We start from the raw sequence: 16,500 nt of genomic DNA on the forward strand, positions 1-16,500 counted from the left end.
GCACCGGCTCCGGCGCCGCAGGCCGCGCCGGCTGCACCCGCCGCCGCGCCGTCCTCCGGCGTGACTGGCAGCGCCGCCCACGCCAGCCCCTCGGTACGCAAGTTCGCGCGCGAACTGGGCGTGGACGTGTCGCGCGTGGCACCGGCTCCGGCGCCGCAGGCCGCGCCGGCTGCACCCGCCGCCGCGCCGTCCTCCGGCGTGACTGGCAGCGCCGCCCACGCCAGCCCCTCGGTACGCAAGTTCGCGCGCGAACTGGGCGTGGACGTGTCGCGCGTGGCGGGCACCGGTCCCAAGGGCCGTATCACCCAGGACGACGTCCAGGCCTTCGTCAAGGGTGTGATGAGCGGCCAGGCCGCGGCGCCGGCGCAAGCCGCGGCTGCCCCGGCCGGCGGCGCAGGGCTGAACCTGCTGCCGTGGCCGAAGGTCGATTTCAGCCGCTTCGGCGAGGTGGACAGCAAACCGCTGTCGCGCATCAAGAAGATCTCGGGCGCMAACCTGCACCGCAACTGGGTCATGATTCCCCACGTCACCAACAATGACGAGGCGGACATCACCGAGCTGGAAGCCTTCCGCGTGCAGCTGAACAAGGAAAACGAGAAGTCCGGCGTCAAGGTCACCATKCTGGCCTTCATCATCAAGGCCACCGTGGCGGCGCTGAAGAAGTTCCCGAACTTCAATGCCTCGCTCGACGGCGACAACCTCGTCTACAAAAAGTACTTCAACGTCGGCTTCGCGGCCGATACGCCGAACGGGCTGGTCGTGCCGGTGCTCAAGGACGCGGACAAGAAGGGCGTGATCGAGATCAGCCGGGAAATGGGCGAACTCGCCAAGGCCGCGCGCGACGGCAAGCTCAAGCCGGACCAGATGCAGGGTGGCTGCTTCTCGATCTCGTCCCTGGGCGGCATCGGCGGCACGCATTTCACGCCGATCATCAACGCGCCGGAAGTGGCCATCATGGGCGCCAGCAAGTCGGCCATGAAACCGGTCTGGGATGGCAAGCAGTTCGTGCCGCGCCTGATCCTGCCGCTGTCGCTGTCGTACGACCATCGTGTCATCGACGGTGCCGACGCGGCGCGTTTCAACGCGTATATCGGCCAGCTGCTGGCGGACTTCCGCCGCATCATCCTTTAAGGCGGGCAGGGCGCGCGCGGTTCGCCGCGCGTGCCTTCCAACCGCCGGACTACTGTCCGCCGACCMCTGATCGCMGCCAACAGGAAGCGAAATCCATGACCACCTGCGTTGTCGTCAAGAAGGCCGGTGAAGTGGCGATTGCAGCCGATGCGCTGGTGACGTTCGGCGACACGCGGCTCACGCGTGCCTATGAGCGCAACCAGAAGGTGTTCCCGGTGGGCGAGAGCTTCGTGGCGCTGGCCGGGACCACCGCGCATTTCCCGGTCATGCGCAGCCTGCTGGCCGGGCTGGGCGAGGACTGCCGGCTGGGCTCGCKGGACGATGTCTTCCGGACTTTTCTCAAGGTGCATGAAAAACTCAAGAACGAGTATTTCATCAACACCAAGGAAGACGAGGACGACCCCTACGAGTCGTCGCAGATCGTCTGCCTGATCGCCAACCCGGCGGGTATCTTCGGCGTCTATTCGTACCGCGAAGTGTTCTCCTTCGATCGTTTCTGGGGCATCGGCTCGGGGCGCAACTATGCGCTCGGCGCCATGCACGCGGTATTCGACCGGCCGGAGCTGAGCGCGGCAGACATTGCCGGCATCGGCGTGGACGCGGGGGTGGAGTTCGACAAGAGTTCGGCGGGGCCGATCGAAGTACAGGTGGTGCAGTTGCGCGACATGCCCGGCGACGGGGCAACCAATAACGACGACGCGGCCCACATCTGAGGCGGGGCGCGTCCTTGAGGAGCAAAGCATGAGTGTGATCGAAGTCCAGGTGCCGGATATCGGCGATTTCGACGCGGTGGAAGTCATCGAGGTGCTGGTCAAGGCCGGCGATACKATCGAGGTGGAGCAGTCGCTGATCGTGCTCGAGTCCGACAAGGCCAGCATGGACGTGCCGGCATCGGCGGGTGGCAAGGTGGTCGAGGTGCGCGTCAAGGTGGGCGACAAGGTCGCCAAGGGCGYGGTGATCTGCACGGTGGAAAGCAGCGCCGCGGCCGCGCCGGCCGCACCGGCCGCTGCGCCGGCACCGGCTGCTTCGGCGCCGGCCCCCGTAGCTGCCGCCGCGCCGGCACCGGCTGCCGCCACGCATGCGGGCAGCGCCGATATCACGTGCGACATGCTGGTGCTGGGTGCAGGCCCCGGCGGCTACTCGGCCGCCTTCCGCAGCGCCGACCTCGGCATGAACACCGTGCTGGTCGAGCGCTACGGCACGCTCGGCGGTGTCTGCCTGAATGTGGGCTGCATCCCGTCCAAGGCACTGCTGCATAACGCCGCCGTGATCGACGAAGCCAAGGCGCTGRCTGCCCACGGCATCCTGTTCGGCGAAGCCAAGATCGACCTCGACGGCCTGCGCCACTACAAGGAAACCGTGGTCGGCAAGCTGACTGGCGGCCTGGCGGGCATGGCCAAGGCACGCAAGGTGCAGGTCCTGCGCGGCATCGGCAACTTCCTCGACCCGCATCACCTGGAAGTGCAGGAGACCGAGGGCGACGGCAAGGCCACCACCGGCAAGAAGACCGTGATCCGCTTCGAGAAGGCGGTGATCGCGGCCGGCAGCCAGGCGGTCAAGCTGCCGTTCATCCCCGAAGACCCGCGCATCGTCGATTCCACCGGCGCGCTGGAACTGCCGGAGGTGCCGAACAAGATGCTGGTCATCGGCGGCGGCATCATCGGGCTGGAAATGGCCACCGTGTACAGCACGCTGGGTGCGAGCATCGACGTGGTGGAAATGCTGGATGGCCTGATGCAGGGCGCCGACCGCGACCTCGTCAAGGTCTGGGACAAGATGAACAAGCTGCGCTTCGACAAGGTCATGCTCAAGACCAAGACGGTCGGCGTGGAAGCGAAGCCCGATGGCATCTACGTCAAGTTCGAAGGCGAGCAGGCGCCGGCCGAACCGCAGCGCTATGACCTGGTGCTGGTGTCCGTGGGCCGCGTGCCGAACGGCAAGAAGATCAGTGCCGAGAAGGCCGGCGTGGCCGTGACCGACCGTGGTTTCATCGAGGTCGACAAGCAGCTGCGCACSAACGTGCCGCACATCTTTGCGATCGGCGACATCGTCGGCCAGCCGATGCTGGCGCACAAGGCCGTGCACGAGGCGCACGTCGCCGCCGAGGCCGCGCACGGCGAGAAGGCCTACTTCGACGTCAAGCAGATCCCGTCGGTGGCCTATACCGATCCGGAAGTGGCCTGGGCCGGCCTGACCGAAGAGCAGTGCAAGGAGCAGGGCGTCAAGTACGCCAAGAGCGTGTTCCCCTGGGCTGCCTCCGGCCGCGCCATCGCCAACGGTCGCGACGAAGGCTTCACCAAGCTGATCTTCGACGAGGAAACCCACCGCATCATCGGTGGCGGCATCGTCGGCATGCATGCCGGCGACCTGATCAGCGAAGTCTGCCTGGCCATCGAGATGGGCGCGGATGCCGTCGATATCGGCAAGACGATCCACCCGCACCCGACGCTGGGCGAGTCGATCGGCATGGCCGCGGAGATCTACGAAGGCGTCTGCACCGACGTGCCGCCGCCGCGCAAGCGCTGAGCAACCGGCCAGCAAGATGAAAGCCCACCCTTCGCGGTGGGCTTTCTTTTCTCAAGCTTTGCAATTAACGGCCAAGCGTTTTAAACCACAATCCTGCGCGGCTCTGCCGCGAGAAAAACCTCGCTGCCAGAGGTGGGGCGGCATGGAATCGGGGGAGGGGGCGAACCCGGGCGGTGTGCCGGTGGCTGCGCGCCGCGCGCACAAAAAAACCCGGCGCATGGCCKGGCATTAACGGTACTGGAATACAAGGAAACCGGGATACCGAGGAGACATCGGTCGAGGGCAGGGGACTTGGGGGGCTGGTTGCCTCACCGGGTTCCTGAGTCCCTTCGTTGGCAAAACGCACTGGACGGTCCAGCGGCGCTTTGCCAACGAACCKGCMGAAGCCGGTTCGTCTACCGTGCGCGCTGCTTAGGCGGCGGTCGGAGCCTTCTTGGTCGCGGTGCGAGCCGTGACGCTGGCTTGCTGGGCGGCCTTGGTGGCGGCCGAAGCGGCTGCCTGGAAGTTGCTTTCAGCAATTTCAACAGCCTGCTTGGTGGCCTTCTGGACCGACTCGTAGGCGTTGTTGGCGGCGCTGATCGCCGACTTCACGATGGCCACGGTCGATTCCGAACCGGCCGGTGCATTCTTGGCGAGGTTCTCGACCAGGGATTGCACCTTCTTCGAGTTTTCGGCCAGTTGGGCTTCAGCCACCTTGGTGAATTCCGACTGGGTTTCCGAAGCGATTTCGTACAGGTGACGGCTGTAGGCCAGGGTCTTTTCTGCGACCGGCTGCACCAGCGAAGCCTGGATGGCCAGGAATTCCTRGGGGTCCTTGGCGGACAGCGCCTTCTTGGCGTTGTCGACGTTTTCGGCGAAAGTGGCCTTGACCACTTGCAGGTTCAGTTCGACCAGCTTTTCAACGCCTTCGAAGGCCTTGGTGGTCAGGCCAACCAGGGTTTCCAGATTAGCTTTTTGCGCCGCGGCGACTTGTTCCGGGGTGAAGTTCATGCGAGTCTCMAAAAATGAAGTTMAAGATCATGCAAAATTAGGCCGCCCAGATGTCAAAGCCATGACGAACAACAACTTTTCGTCTGCCAGCCCCAGGCGTTGGGGGTTATCGGCGCGTTCCGTTTGCCTGGCAAACTCGGATGGTGCGCCGCAACAATTCCTATTCTAGGGGAAAGAAATCGGGTGTCAAGCGCTTCTTGTGCATTGCACAAAGAAGTTTCGCTGAACCCATCGGCAAGTAGCAGAAGGGTCACGCCGGCTGGTCATATCGTGAGGTGCTGCCGCCACTTGCCGATCGTTCTGCGCGGACGCCCGGGGCGGGGCGGTGCTACCATCGCGGTCTGCCGGAATCGCTGCCTGTGTCGATGCAACCGGTCGTCCGCCGCCGGTTTCCCTTCATGCTTGCCTTCTACGCTGATCATTTCGTCCTGCCCCTGCCCGAGGGCCACCGCTTCCCGATGTGCAAGTACAGCATGCTGAGGGAGGCGGTCGTGCGCGACGTTGCCGGGCTGGCGCTGGTCGAGGCGCCGCGTGCCGGGGACGACGCCCTGTTGCTGGCGCACACACGCGAATATGTCGATAGCGTCTCGCGCGGGCAGCTCGATGCGGCGCGCCAGCGCGAGATCGGCTTCCCATGGTCGGAGGCGATGGTGGAGCGTTCGCGGCGCTCGGCCGGCGCCACCATCGAGGCCTGCCGCACCGCGCTGCGCGAGGGCATTGCCGTCAACCTGGCCGGCGGCACGCACCATGCCTATGCCGACAAGGGCGGCGGMTTCTGCGTSTTCAACGATGCCGCCATCGCCGCGCGCCAGCTGCGCCGCGATGGCCTCGTGACACGCGTGGCGGTGGTGGACCTGGATGTGCACCAGGGCAATGGCACCGCCTCCATCCTGCGTGATGACCCTTTCGTCTTCACGCTCTCGCTGCACGGCGAGAATAACTACCCCTTCCGCAAGGAAGCGAGCGACCTCGACGTGGGCCTGCCAGACGGCTGCGACGACGACGCCTATGCCGAGGCGCTGCAAGGTGCGCTCGATACGCTGTTCGCGCGCTTCGCGCCGGACCTGATCATCTATCTCGCCGGCGCGGATCCGCATGAGGGCGACCGTCTCGGCCGCCTCAAGCTGACGCTCGCCGGCCTGGCCCGCCGCGACACCCTGGTGTTCGATGCCGCCCTGCGACGGGGCCTGCCCGTAGCCGTGGCCATGGCCGGCGGCTACGGCAACCATATCGAGGACACCGTGGCGGTACACGCACAAACCATCGGGCTGGCGGCCCGGTATCAAGCGCGCTATGCGGCGCGCCCGAACCCGGCCACCGCCGGTGGCATTGCGCAGGCGGTCTCCCGATGAGCGCCGGCAGCCAGGCCGGCGCGCTGCGCGGCACATTGTKGGTGGCGGCCATGCCTTGGCTGTTCGTCGTCATCTGGAGCACCGGCTTCATCGTGGCGAAATACGGCATGCCGCATGCGGAGCCCATGACCTTCCTGTTCCTGCGCTTTGCCGGCGTCCTGGTGCTGATGGTGCCCTTCGTGGTGGCGGCGCGGGTGCGGCTGCCGCGCCGCGGCGGCGCCACTGACTGGCGCATGGTGGGGCATATCGCGCTGGCCGGCCTGTTCCTGCAGGCGGGCYACCTGGGCGGCGTATGGGCTGCGGTCAAGCTGGGCATGCCGGCGGGGGTGTCGGCGCTGATCGTCGGCATGCAACCGGTMCTGACCGCGGTGGCGGCCGCGCGCATGGGCGAGACCATTCGCCGGCGGCAATGGCTGGGGCTGCTGCTCGGCCTCGCCGGCGTCGGCCTGGTGGTGGCCAACAAGCTCACCGCCACCGGCTTGTCCGTGCCGAGTCTGCTGCTGGCGGTGGGGGCGCTGTTCTCGATCACCTTCGGCACGCTCTACCAGAAGCGGTACTGCCCGGTATTCGACCTGCGCATGGGTTCCGTGATCCAGTTTGCCGCGGCTGCGCTGGCCTGCCTGCCGTTCATGTTCCTGACCGAGACGCGCCATGTCGATTGGAATGCCGAGATGATCTGCGCGCTGGCCTGGTCGGTGGTGGCGCTGTCCATCGGCGCCATCTCGCTGCTCTTCCTGCTGATCCGCCAGGGCGCGGCCACCAAGGTGTCGAGCCTGATGTACCTCACGCCGCCCACCACGGCCGCCATGGCGTGGCTGCTGTTCGGCGAGAGCTTTCCGCCGCTGGCCGCGCTTGGCATGGCCCTCGCCGCCGGCGGCGTAGCCCTGGTGATCCGCCGCTAATCCCTCCATACCGTGCCCCGATGAAGCCGAACGCCGATCTCCGCAGCGCCTATCGCCACTTCCAGCCGATCACCACGCGTTGGATGGACAACGATGTCTATGGCCACGTCAACAACGTCATCTACTACAGTTATTTCGATACCGTCGTGAACACCTACCTGATCCGGCAGGGCGTGCTCGACATCGAAGCTGGCGAAACCATCGGGCTGGTCATCGAGACGCAGTGCAATTATTTCTCCGCACTGAGTTTCCCCGACACGGTGGTGGCCGGGCTGCGCGTGGCGCGGCTGGGCAATTCGAGCGTGCGCTACGAGGTCGGCCTGTTCCGCAACGACGAAGAGATTGCCGCCGCGCAAGGGCATTTCGTCCATGTCTATGTGGACCGCGCCACGCGCCGCCCGGTGCCGTTGCCGGCCGCGCTGCGCAATGCCCTGCAGGCGCTGGTGGACGAAGCGCCTGCCGCGGCGCAGTGAGACGAGGCGCAAAGGAGCCCAGGTGTATGGATTCGCAGCAGAAGCGGGATGCCATGCTGGTCGACCAGGCCATCGTCACGCGGCGCTCGGTGCGCGCTTTCCTCGATACGCCGGTGCCGCGCGAAGTGGTCAACGAGATCCTGGCCGTGGCCAGCCGCGCCCCTTCCGGCACCAACGTGCAGCCGTGGAGGGTGTACGTCCTGACCGGCGACGCCAAGCTCAGGCTGTCGGCCGACGTGCTCGCCGCCTATGACGATCCGCAGCGCGACAGCAAATACCGCGAGGAATATCCGTACTATCCGCGCGAGTGGGTCACGCCCTATATCGACCGCCGCCGCAAGGTCGGCTGGGACCTGTACAGCCTGCTGCAGATCAGCCGCGAGGACAATGCCCGCATGCGTGCGCAGCATTCGCGCAACTTCACGTTCTTCGGCGCGCCGGTGGGCATGATCTTCACCATCGATCGCATCCTGGAGCAGGGCAGCTGGCTGGACTACGGCATGTTCCTGCAAAGCATCATGGTGGCCGCGCGTGCGCGCGGCCTGGATACCTGTCCGCAGGCTGCGTTCACCCAGTTCCATGCGGTCATTGCCCGCCACTTGCGGCTGACGGCGGACGAAATGGTGGTCTGCGGCATGTCGCTGGGCCATGCCGACCCGGCGGCCATAGAGAATACCCTTAGTACGGAGCGTGAACCGGTAAGCGAGTTCGCGCGTTTTCTTTCTTGAGGAGCAGATAGCAGAGTAACCGTCGTGTATCGATGCAGTGCGCAACCCGTTTTTTCCGGTCGCCGGATGCCTTCTCGATCCGGGCTGGCGTGGTGCGTGCTTGCGGTGGAATTACCACAGTCCGAGTCGGGCGAGCGCCACGTGTTGTGTGATGTCTGACCCGCTTTTTTCATAATGTGGAATTGTTTGCAAATCGAACTTTAAAGAGGCTTCGTAAGTCTTTAATGTTGCTAACAATTTCTTTTTTTCCTAAACTGGCGCCATCCTAGCTGCGCGCTGAATGAATCATGTTCCGGTCTGATTCCACCCTATTCTCCAGATTCTTCGGCTCTGTCCCTCTGACGACGGTAGCGGCTTCCATGCTGCTGACCGTCTCCATGCTGGCCGCCCCCACGGTCGATGCCGCCACCAAATCGGAAACGGCACAATCCAGCAAAAAGTCGACAAAAGTCTCCAAGTCCGAAAAAAAATCGGCAAATTCCTCTAAATCCAAGCAGGCTGCCAGCACTGCCGAGCGCGTTACCACGCGCAAGGTGGTCGTGCTCAGGAACGGCAAGCGCCATGTGATCGCACAACGCCAGGCGATGCCGGTGCATGCGGCGTTCACGCCGGCCAAGCCGTCGCTCGGCGAGGCGCTCGGCCTGCGCAACACGGAAGATGCGCTGGCGCTGCGTTCCAGCGTGGCGCTGGTGATGKACCAGAGCACCAACGAGGTGCTGTTCCAGAAGAATTCCGCTGCGGTCCTGCCCATCGCCTCCATCACCAAGCTGATGACGGCACTGGTCGTGATGGACTCGCACCTGCCGATGGATGAAGTCCTCACCATMAGCGAAGACGATCGCGACAACGAGAAGCACAGCAGCTCGCGCCTGCGTTTCGGCACGCAGCTCAGCCGCCAGGAACTACTGCTGCTGGCGCTGATGTCTTCCGAGAACCGTGCTGCATCCGTGCTGGGCCGCAGCTACCCGGGCGGCTTGCCGGCCTTCGTGCAGGCGATGAACCGCAAGGCGCGCGAGCTGGGCATGAACGACAGCCACTTCGTCGATTCCAGCGGTCTGTCGAGCAGCAATGTCTCGAGCGCGGTAGACCTGGTGCGCATGGTCAACGCGGCCTACCGCAATCCCACCATCCGCGAGTACTCCACGCAGACCGAGCATGAAGTCAATGTGCTTGGCCGCACCCAGCACTACGTCAGCACCAACCGCCTGGTGCGAGGCGGCAACTGGGAGATCGGCCTGCAGAAGACCGGTTTTATCTCCAAGGCTGGCCAGTGCCTGGTGATGCAGGCGCGCGTGAACGGCCGCAACGTGGTGATGGTGTTCCTCGATTCGGTGGGCAAGCTCTCGCGTTTCGCCGACGCAACCCGCGTGAAGGACTGGCTGGAGCATTCGCCCTCCAGCCCGGCCCGCCCTTTCCCAACCTCGCCCAACCTGACGCAAGGGACGCCCAACAGCCCCCAGGCGGTTCTGGCCGCCCAGCAGCCTCGTGGCATCTGATGGCGGCCCCGGAGTGAGCGGCCAGGCGGCGAGCCTGGCCATCGGTCCGCGCAATTCGAAGAACAAAAAACGCGCCGGTGACGGCGCGTTTTTTGTTGGGTAGCGCACGCGGGCAGGGCGCTCAGAGCAGCTTGCCGGGATTCATGATGCCGGCCGGATCGAGCAACTGCTTGATGCCCTGCATCAGGCGCAGCTCCAGCGGATCCTTGAGGCGCAGGAAATCATCGCGCTTGAGCTGGCCGATGCCGTGCTCGGCGCTGATGCTGCCGCCGTAGCGCGCCACTTCGTCCAGCACCTCGGCGCTCAGCGCCTTGCCGTGCACGGCCGCCCAGTCGCGCTCGGCGCCGGCGGGACGCGACAGGTTGTAGTGGAGGTTGCCGTCGCCGAAGTGGCCGAAGATAAACGGGCGGATGCTGGGGCTGAGCGCCTTCAGGCGCGTCTCCATCGACGCCATGAASGCCGGGATCTGTTCGATCGGCAGCGAGACATCGTGCTTCAGGTGCGGGCCGTCGGCACGCTGCGCCTCCGAGATTTCCTCGCGCAGTTTCCACAAGCCTTGCAGCTGCGCGAGCGAGGCCGAAACCGCCGCGTCCAGGCACAGTTCGCGCTCCAGCGCTTCGCCAATCACGCGTTCGAGCAGCGCGTTGAGCGCCTCCTCGTCGGTGGTGTCCGCCAGTTCCACCAGCACGTAGGCCGGATAGCGCTGGCCGAACGGTTCCTGGACGCCTTCGGCATGCCTGAGGACCAGGTCGACGCAATCGCCGGTGAAGAACTCGAACGCCTGCAGGCGCGCGCCGCATTGTTCAAAGAGCAGCTCGAACAGCGCGAGCGACTGCTGCGGCGACGCCACCGCGGCCAGCACCACTGAGCGTGCATCGGTGCGCGGGAACAGTCGCAGCGCGGCGGCCGTGATCACGCCGAGCGTGCCTTCCGAACCAATCAGCAATTGCTTGAGGTCATAGCCGGTGTTGTCCTTGCGCAAGGCGCGCAGCCCATGGAAGATMTCGCCGTTCGGCAGCACGGCTTCCACGCCCAGCACCAGCTCGCGCGTCATGCCGTAGCGCACCACGTTGACGCCRCCGGCGTTGGTCGCGAGGTTGCCGCCGATCTGGCAGGAGTCCTCGGCCGCCAGGCTGAGCGGCAGCAGGCGATGGGCCTCKGCCGCCGCGCGCCGCAGGTTGCCGAGAATGCAGCCGGCTTCGGCCACCATCGTGTTGGCGATGGTGTCGATCGAGCGGATTGCATTCATGCGGTCCAGGCTCAGCACGACGTTGGCGGGGCTGCTGTCCGGCGCGGCGCCTCCGCACAGCCCGGTATTGCCGCCGCGCGGCACCACCGGCACCGCCGCCTGCTGGCACAGTGCCAGGCAGCGCGCCACGTCATCCGCCGAGCGCGGCCGTACCACGGCCTGAGCGTTGCCACGGTAGAGGCCGCGCCAGTCGGCAAGCCAGGGCGCTACCTGGTCAGGCTCGGTGGCGACCACGTCGGGGCCCAGGGCTTCGACCAGGCGGGGCAGGAAAGCGGGATTTTGCATGGTGGTTCAATCCGGTAGGACGGCGCGGCTCAGGCCGCTGGATGGGATGGATTCGGGATGCGCGATGCGATCGGCAGGCCCAGCCGTACGGCCGCGCCTTGCAGGTGCGATACCGCGGCCGCGCACGCGCGCCCGGCGTCGCCTGCGCGGATGGCATGGAAGATGGCCAGGTGTTCCTGGTGGACCTGCTCCGACAAGCCTTCCTGCTGGCGCGTATTGAGCCGCGCCGCGTGCACGGCCTGGTGCAATTGGAGGTTCAGGTATTGCAGCAGCTGCAGGTAGTAGGGATTGTGCGTGGCCGCCGCGATTGCCACATGGAAGGCCGTATCGGCTTCTACGCTGCGGTGCGGGTCGTGCAACTGCGTGGCAAGCTGGTCKAGCAGCGCCTGCATGTGCGTCAAGTCTGCCGCGGTGCGCCGCTGCGCGGCCAGGGCCGCGGCGGCGCTCTCCAGGTCGAGCCGCAGCTCGTAGATGCTGGCAAGCTCGTCGCGGTCCATGCCGATTTCCTGCGGCAGCCGGAAGCCGGCGTTGCCGACACGGGACAACACCGTGCTGCCGAGCCCCTGACGGCTTTCCACCAGTCCCTGCGAGCGCAGGTGMTCCGTGACTTCGCGAATCACGGCGGGGCTGACGCCGTAGCGCTCTGCGAGCTGCTTGCCCGAGGGCAGGCGGGCGCCGACGGGATGGATTCCGTCCGCGATCTCCGCGCGCAATTGCTGGGTGACCTGTTCGGTAAGCGTAATGGCCTTGGTTCGCATGCCCCGCAGCATACGGCTATTCAGGTTATCTGAAAACCACGGGTAAACCCTTTAAAGACGCGAGGCAGTCGCAGACAGCCGGCGAATCCGGTACGCAAGGCGCGCGACGGCGAGCGGGGAAGAAGGCAGGGAAAGGGAGGAAGCGAGGATAGAACGAGGCGCGGGCGGCGCGAGCTTCGGGAGAAAGCTCGCGCCGCCCGGGATCAGGCTGCCACGTCGGTTGCGTAGCCCATGCCGCGCGAGATCTGCAGCGCGGTGTCCTTCAGGTTCTGCAGCCAGCTGTCCTGCAGGCGGTCGGCGGGGGCCGACAGCGACAGGCCGGCGACCAGCCGGCGCGAATCGTCATAGATGCCGGCTGCGATGCAACGCACGCCGAGCTCGAGTTCCTCGTTGTCGCGTGCGTAGCCGTTGGTGCGCACCCAGTTGAGCTCGCGCTCGAGCTTGACCGGGTCGGTGATGGAGGTACGCGTATGGCCGGCCAGGCCAGTACGGGTGGCATAGTTGCGCACCCGGCTAACCTCGTCGGCCGCCAGGAACAGCTTGCCGACCGAAGTCAGGTGCAGCGGCGCGCGTCCGCCAATGGCGCGCACCACCTGCATGCCGGAGCGTTCGCTGTAGGCGCGCTCGATGTACACGATCTCGTCGCCCTGGCGCACCGACAGGTTGACGGTCTGTCCCGTCACGCGATGCAGCGCGCGCATCGGTGCCAGCGCCGCGTCACGTACCGACAGGCGTGCCTTGACCAGGTTGCCAAGTTCCAGYAGCCGCATGCCGAGCCGGTAGCTGCCGGGATCGGAGCGATCGACGAAGCGGCAGGCCACCATATCGTTGAGGATGCGGTGCGCGGTGGAGGGATGCAGGCCAGTGGCCAGCGACAGCTCCTTCAGGCTCACGGGATCGGCATGCTGCKCCAGCGAGTCCAGCAGGGTCATCATGCGCTCKATGACCTGGATKGACGTCTTGCCGGGTTCTTTCTCTGCTTCTGCCATGGGGAAATGTTGCCGTGCGGCAAATTAAGCGGTTGCCTGATTCTATCTCGCATTGTGAAAATTTMAATAGGTGAAATGCGATTGCCGCACGAAACCTCGCATTCCGCGGCCGGCGCGCATCGCCGCAGACGTTTGCGCAAGCTGGCAAATTTACCCGCGTGCCATCCAGCCGAGGGATGCGCCGCGGTGCGCGAAAGCGCATAATTGCGACGTTTCGGGGTCTGGAAAAAAGGGAAACAATGCGAGTTGGCCTGTTCGCCACCTGTCTGGTGGACCTCATGCGTCCGGAGATCGGCTTTTCGGTGCTGAAGCTGCTGGAGAAGGCGGGATACGAAGTGATGGTCCCCGAGGCACAGACCTGCTGCGGGCAGCCTGCCTACAATTCTGGCGAGCGCGCCGTGGCGCGTGACCTGGCGGAGAAATTCCTGCGCGAGTTCGAGATGTTCGACTACGTGGTGATCCCGTCCGGCTCGTGCGGCGGCATGGTGCTGCATCACTATGCCGACCTGCTGCGCGACGACCCGGAGCTCAACGGCCGCTACGAAACCCTGCGCGCCCGCGTGTTCGAGCTGACCGACTTCCTCGTCAACGTCGCCCGGCTGGGCGAGTTCGATTCGAAGTTCGCCGGCCACATCACTTACCACGATTCCTGCTCCGGGCTGCGGGAGCTGGGCGTCAAGAGCCAGCCGCGCGCCTTGCTGGCGCAACTGCCCGGCGTGCAGCTCAGCGAGATGAAGGACTGCGAGGCGTGCTGCGGGTTCGGTGGCACCTTCTCGGTCAAGTACGRCAACATCTCGACCGCCATCGTCGACGAGAAGTGCGCCAATATCAAGGCCAGCGGCGCCGATGCCGTGGTGCTGGGCGACCTGGGCTGCATCCTGAATATCGAAGGCCGCCTGCGCCGCACGGGCGATACGCGTACCCAGGTCCTGCATATCGCGCAGGTGCTGGCCGGCGACGCCTGAGCGCCGCCGCCTGACGACAGACCTCAGACCGACCTCAGACCGACCTCAGACAGACTTCAGCGAGATCCCCGCTATGCAAGTTCGCAGCATGGAATTCAAGGCGCKSGCSGGSCAGAAGCTGGCCGACCAGCGCCTGCAGCAGAACCTCAAGAAGCTCTCCACCAAGTTCGTCACGGCGCGCGCCGACGYGATCCGCGACATCGACTTCGATGCCACGCGCGAAGCGCTCAAGGAKCGCCGCAACCGCGCGCTGGACAACCTCGACGTGTGGCTCGCCACCTTCGAGGAAAACGCCACCCGCCGCGGCGCTACCGTGCTGTTTGCMGAGACCACCGCCGACGCCGCGCGGCTGGTCGCGGAGATCGCGCAGAAGCACGGCGTGAAGAAGGTMATCAAGAGCAAGTCGATGGTGACCGAGKAGATGCGCCTGAACCAGGTGCTCGGCGAKATKGGCGTGCAGAGCATCGAGACCGATCTTGGCGAGTACATCCTGCAGATCAACGATGCCGAGCCGCCCTCGCACATCATTGCGCCGGTGGTGCACAAGGACAAGGACGAGATCGCCGACCTGTTCGCSCGGGTCCACCACAAGCCACGCCTGACCGATATTCCCGAGATGACGCGAGAGGCGCGCGAAGTGCTGCGCCCGGAATTCCTCTCGGCCGACATGGGCGTGACCGGCGGCAATTTCATCATCGCCGAGACCGGCTCGGTGGCCGTGGTGACCAACGAGGGCAACGAAGGCATGTGCACGGTGATGCCGCGSGTGCACGTGGCCGTGACCGGCATCGAGAAGGTGCTGCCCACGCTGGAAGACCTGGCCACCGTGATGCGCCTGCTGCCGCGCTAGGCCACCGGCCAGGCGATCTCCAACTATTTCTCGCTGCTCACCGGCCCGCGCGCCGAAGGCGAGCGCGACGGCCCGGAGCATATGTACTTCGTGCTGGTCGACGGCGGGCGCAGTGGCCTGATCGGCGGCGAGTTCCAGGAGATGCTGCGCTGCATCCGCTGCGGCGCCTGCATGAACCACTGCCCGGTCTACCAGAAGATCGGCGGGCATGCCTACGGCTGGGTCTACCCCGGGCCGATGGGCAGCGTGCTGACGCCTAGCTATGTCGGGCTGAACAATGCGCTGGACCTTCCGCAGGCGGCTACGCTGTGCGGCGAATGCAACCGCGTTTGCCCGGCCTCGATCCCGCTCTCGGACCTGCTGCGCAAGCTGCGCGAAAAACAGATGGAGCGCGGCCTGCGGCCCTGGCAGGAGCGGCTCGGCCTGAAGGCCTGGGGCTACGTGGCCAGCCGGCCAGGCCTCTATGCTTTCGCCACCCGCATCGGCGCGCGCTTGCTGGCGCGCATGGGCGGCAGCAACAAGCTGATCGCCAGCCTGCCGATGGCTGGCCGCGGCTGGACCGAAACCCGCGACATGCCGGCCCCCGGCGGCCGCACGTTCCGCGAACTCTACAAGGAAAGGAGGGCGCGCCGATGAGTGCTTCTACAGGAAATTCGACAGCACTGGCGGGCATGCGCGCGGCGCTGGAGCAGCATCTGGGCGGCTCGCTGGGCGCCGACGCACTGGTGCGCGCCTGGCGCGAAGCCGCGCCCGCGCTGACGCTGCCGCCCGTGTTCGGGCAGGCGATGGAAGAACTGCTGCGCAGGCTGGAGATGTCGGCCGTGTTCGCGCAGGACAGCTGCTCATTCTCGAGTTCGGCGGTGACCGACCAGATGAAGCGGTGGCTGGACAAGGCGGCTACCGTCTGAGCATCGGCGTCGCCGACCCTGCCATCGCGCACCGGAAGGGAAAAAGCAAAAGGCCCCCGCCGGGAATGGCGGGGGCCTTTTGCATTCGTGCCGGAGCGGGGATCAGCTCAGCAGCAACGCATCGTCATCGAGCTGCTCATGCCGCGTCTGCTCGAACATGCGCAGCAGATCCGGCACGTCGAGCCCGGCACGCTGTTCGCCGGAGACGTCGAGCACCACTTGTCCCTGGTGCAGCATCACCGTGCGCTGGCCGTAGTCCAGCGCCTGTCGCATGCTGTGCGTGACCATCATGGTGGTGAGCTTGCTCTCTTCCACGATCTTGGCGGTCAGCTCCAGCACGAAGGCGGCGGTCTTGGGATCCAGCGCGGCGGTGTGCTCGTCGAGCAGCAGGATGCGCGAGGGCTGCAACGAGGCCATCAGCAGGCTGACCGCCTGGCGCTGGCCGCCCGAGAGCAGGCCGATACGGTCCGTCAGGCGGTTTTCCAGGCCCAGGTTGAGCAGGCGCAGCTTGTCGCGGAACAGCTCGCGCGAGGGCTTGTTGAGCGCTGCGCGGAAGCCGCGGCGGCTGCCGCGCGCCATGGCCAGCGCCATGTTTTCCTCGATCGTCAGCGCCTCGCAGGTGCCCGCCATCGGGTCCTGGAACACGCGCGCCACCAGGGGAGCGCGGTCCCAGGCCGGCTTGCGGGTGACATCGACGTCATCGATGGTGATGCGCCCCGTGTCCACCATCTGGTCGCCACTGATGGCGTTGAGGAAGGTCGACTTGCCGGCGCCGTTGGAGCCGATCACGGCCACGAACTGGCCGGTCGGGATATCCAGGCTGAGGCCGCGCAGGGCGCGCGTCTCGATCGGGGTGCCGGGATTGAAGGTGAGTTTCAGGTCTTGTGCGCGCAGCATC

15 protein-coding genes and 1 pseudogene are annotated in these 16,500 nt (G+C 65.8%); 11 read left to right on the forward strand and 5 right to left on the reverse strand.

Features of this window, described 5'->3' with window-relative positions; all coding sequences use genetic code 11:
- The 3 genes from AC1DKV_RS24010 to lpdA form a co-directional block, all read left to right on the forward strand.
- Positions 1–1,131, forward strand: a 1,131-nt coding sequence (locus AC1DKV_RS24010) for a dihydrolipoyllysine-residue acetyltransferase (protein ID WP_477138138.1), incomplete at its 5' end; no start/stop codon positions are given.
- A gap of 95 nt (positions 1,132–1,226) precedes the next feature.
- Positions 1,227–1,844, forward strand: coding sequence for an MFS transporter (locus AC1DKV_RS24015; protein ID WP_477138139.1), 618 nt, complete (start codon positions 1,227–1,229; stop codon positions 1,842–1,844).
- 28 nt (positions 1,845–1,872) lie between these two features.
- On the forward strand, positions 1,873–3,657 hold the full coding sequence (gene lpdA, locus AC1DKV_RS24020; RefSeq protein WP_477138140.1) for a dihydrolipoyl dehydrogenase: 1,785 nt from the start codon (positions 1,873–1,875) through the stop codon (positions 3,655–3,657).
- Between the two features lie 411 nt (positions 3,658–4,068).
- On the opposite strand, the gene phaP1 is transcribed toward lpdA, so the two are convergent.
- Positions 4,069–4,647 carry a TIGR01841 family phasin PhaP1 gene (gene phaP1 / locus AC1DKV_RS24025; protein WP_477138141.1) on the reverse strand — a complete coding sequence of 193 codons (579 nt, stop codon included), beginning with the start codon at positions 4,645–4,647 and terminating at the stop codon, positions 4,069–4,071.
- Positions 4,648–5,045: 398 nt separating this feature from the next.
- On the opposite strand from phaP1, the gene AC1DKV_RS24030 reads away from it, so the two are divergent.
- The 5 genes from AC1DKV_RS24030 to AC1DKV_RS24050 all read left to right on the forward strand — a co-directional run bounded on the left by AC1DKV_RS24030 (position 5,046) and on the right by AC1DKV_RS24050 (position 9,598).
- Entirely contained in the window at positions 5,046–5,999 is a 954-nt protein-coding gene (locus AC1DKV_RS24030) for a histone deacetylase family protein (protein ID WP_477138142.1), read from the forward strand.
- Entirely contained in the window at positions 5,996–6,901 is a 906-nt protein-coding gene (locus AC1DKV_RS24035; protein ID WP_477138143.1) for a DMT family transporter, read from the forward strand. The genes AC1DKV_RS24030 and AC1DKV_RS24035 overlap by 4 nt, the downstream gene beginning before the upstream one ends.
- A 20-nt stretch (positions 6,902–6,921) precedes the next feature.
- Entirely contained in the window at positions 6,922–7,374 is a 453-nt protein-coding gene (locus tag AC1DKV_RS24040; protein ID WP_441616111.1) for an acyl-CoA thioesterase, read from the forward strand.
- Positions 7,375–7,400: 26 nt separating this feature from the next.
- On the forward strand, positions 7,401–8,102 hold the full coding sequence (locus AC1DKV_RS24045; RefSeq protein ID WP_441616109.1) for a nitroreductase: 702 nt from the start codon (positions 7,401–7,403) through the stop codon (positions 8,100–8,102).
- Between the two features lie 287 nt (positions 8,103–8,389).
- Positions 8,390–9,598, forward strand: coding sequence for a serine hydrolase (locus AC1DKV_RS24050; RefSeq protein ID WP_477138144.1), 1,209 nt, complete (start codon positions 8,390–8,392; stop codon positions 9,596–9,598).
- Positions 9,599–9,719: 121 nt separating this feature from the next.
- Here AC1DKV_RS24050 and AC1DKV_RS24055 read toward each other — a convergent pair whose 3' ends face one another.
- The 3 genes from AC1DKV_RS24055 to AC1DKV_RS24065 form a co-directional block, all read right to left on the reverse strand.
- Positions 9,720–11,132, reverse strand: a complete 1,413-nt coding sequence (locus AC1DKV_RS24055) for an FAD-binding oxidoreductase (RefSeq protein WP_477138145.1) — start codon at positions 11,130–11,132, stop codon at positions 9,720–9,722.
- 29 nt (positions 11,133–11,161) lie between these two features.
- On the reverse strand, positions 11,162–11,890 hold the full coding sequence (locus AC1DKV_RS24060; protein WP_477138146.1) for a FadR/GntR family transcriptional regulator: 729 nt from the start codon (positions 11,888–11,890) through the stop codon (positions 11,162–11,164).
- A gap of 203 nt (positions 11,891–12,093) precedes the next feature.
- Complete coding sequence (locus AC1DKV_RS24065) at positions 12,094–12,879, reverse strand: IclR family transcriptional regulator (protein WP_477138147.1); 786 nt, start codon at positions 12,877–12,879, stop codon at positions 12,094–12,096.
- A gap of 239 nt (positions 12,880–13,118) precedes the next feature.
- Between AC1DKV_RS24065 and AC1DKV_RS24070 the strand changes: the two genes are divergently transcribed.
- From AC1DKV_RS24070 to AC1DKV_RS24080, 3 genes and pseudogenes are all read left to right on the forward strand, one after another.
- On the forward strand, positions 13,119–13,844 hold the full coding sequence (locus tag AC1DKV_RS24070; RefSeq protein WP_477138148.1) for a (Fe-S)-binding protein: 726 nt from the start codon (positions 13,119–13,121) through the stop codon (positions 13,842–13,844).
- A gap of 73 nt (positions 13,845–13,917) precedes the next feature.
- Positions 13,918–15,330: pseudogene (locus tag AC1DKV_RS24075) on the forward strand (LutB/LldF family L-lactate oxidation iron-sulfur protein).
- Positions 15,327–15,602, forward strand: a complete 276-nt coding sequence (locus tag AC1DKV_RS24080) for a hypothetical protein (RefSeq protein ID WP_441616095.1) — start codon at positions 15,327–15,329, stop codon at positions 15,600–15,602. The pseudogene AC1DKV_RS24075 and the gene AC1DKV_RS24080 overlap by 4 nt, the downstream one beginning before the upstream one ends.
- A 102-nt stretch (positions 15,603–15,704) precedes the next feature.
- Here the strand turns inward: AC1DKV_RS24080 and AC1DKV_RS24085 are convergent, their stop codons facing one another.
- Entirely contained in the window at positions 15,705–16,499 is a 795-nt protein-coding gene (locus AC1DKV_RS24085; protein WP_441616094.1) for an ABC transporter ATP-binding protein, read from the reverse strand.
- Position 16,500 lies beyond the last annotated feature (1 nt).

The sequence above is a fragment of the Cupriavidus sp. 05T41 genome (assembly GCF_056396525.1).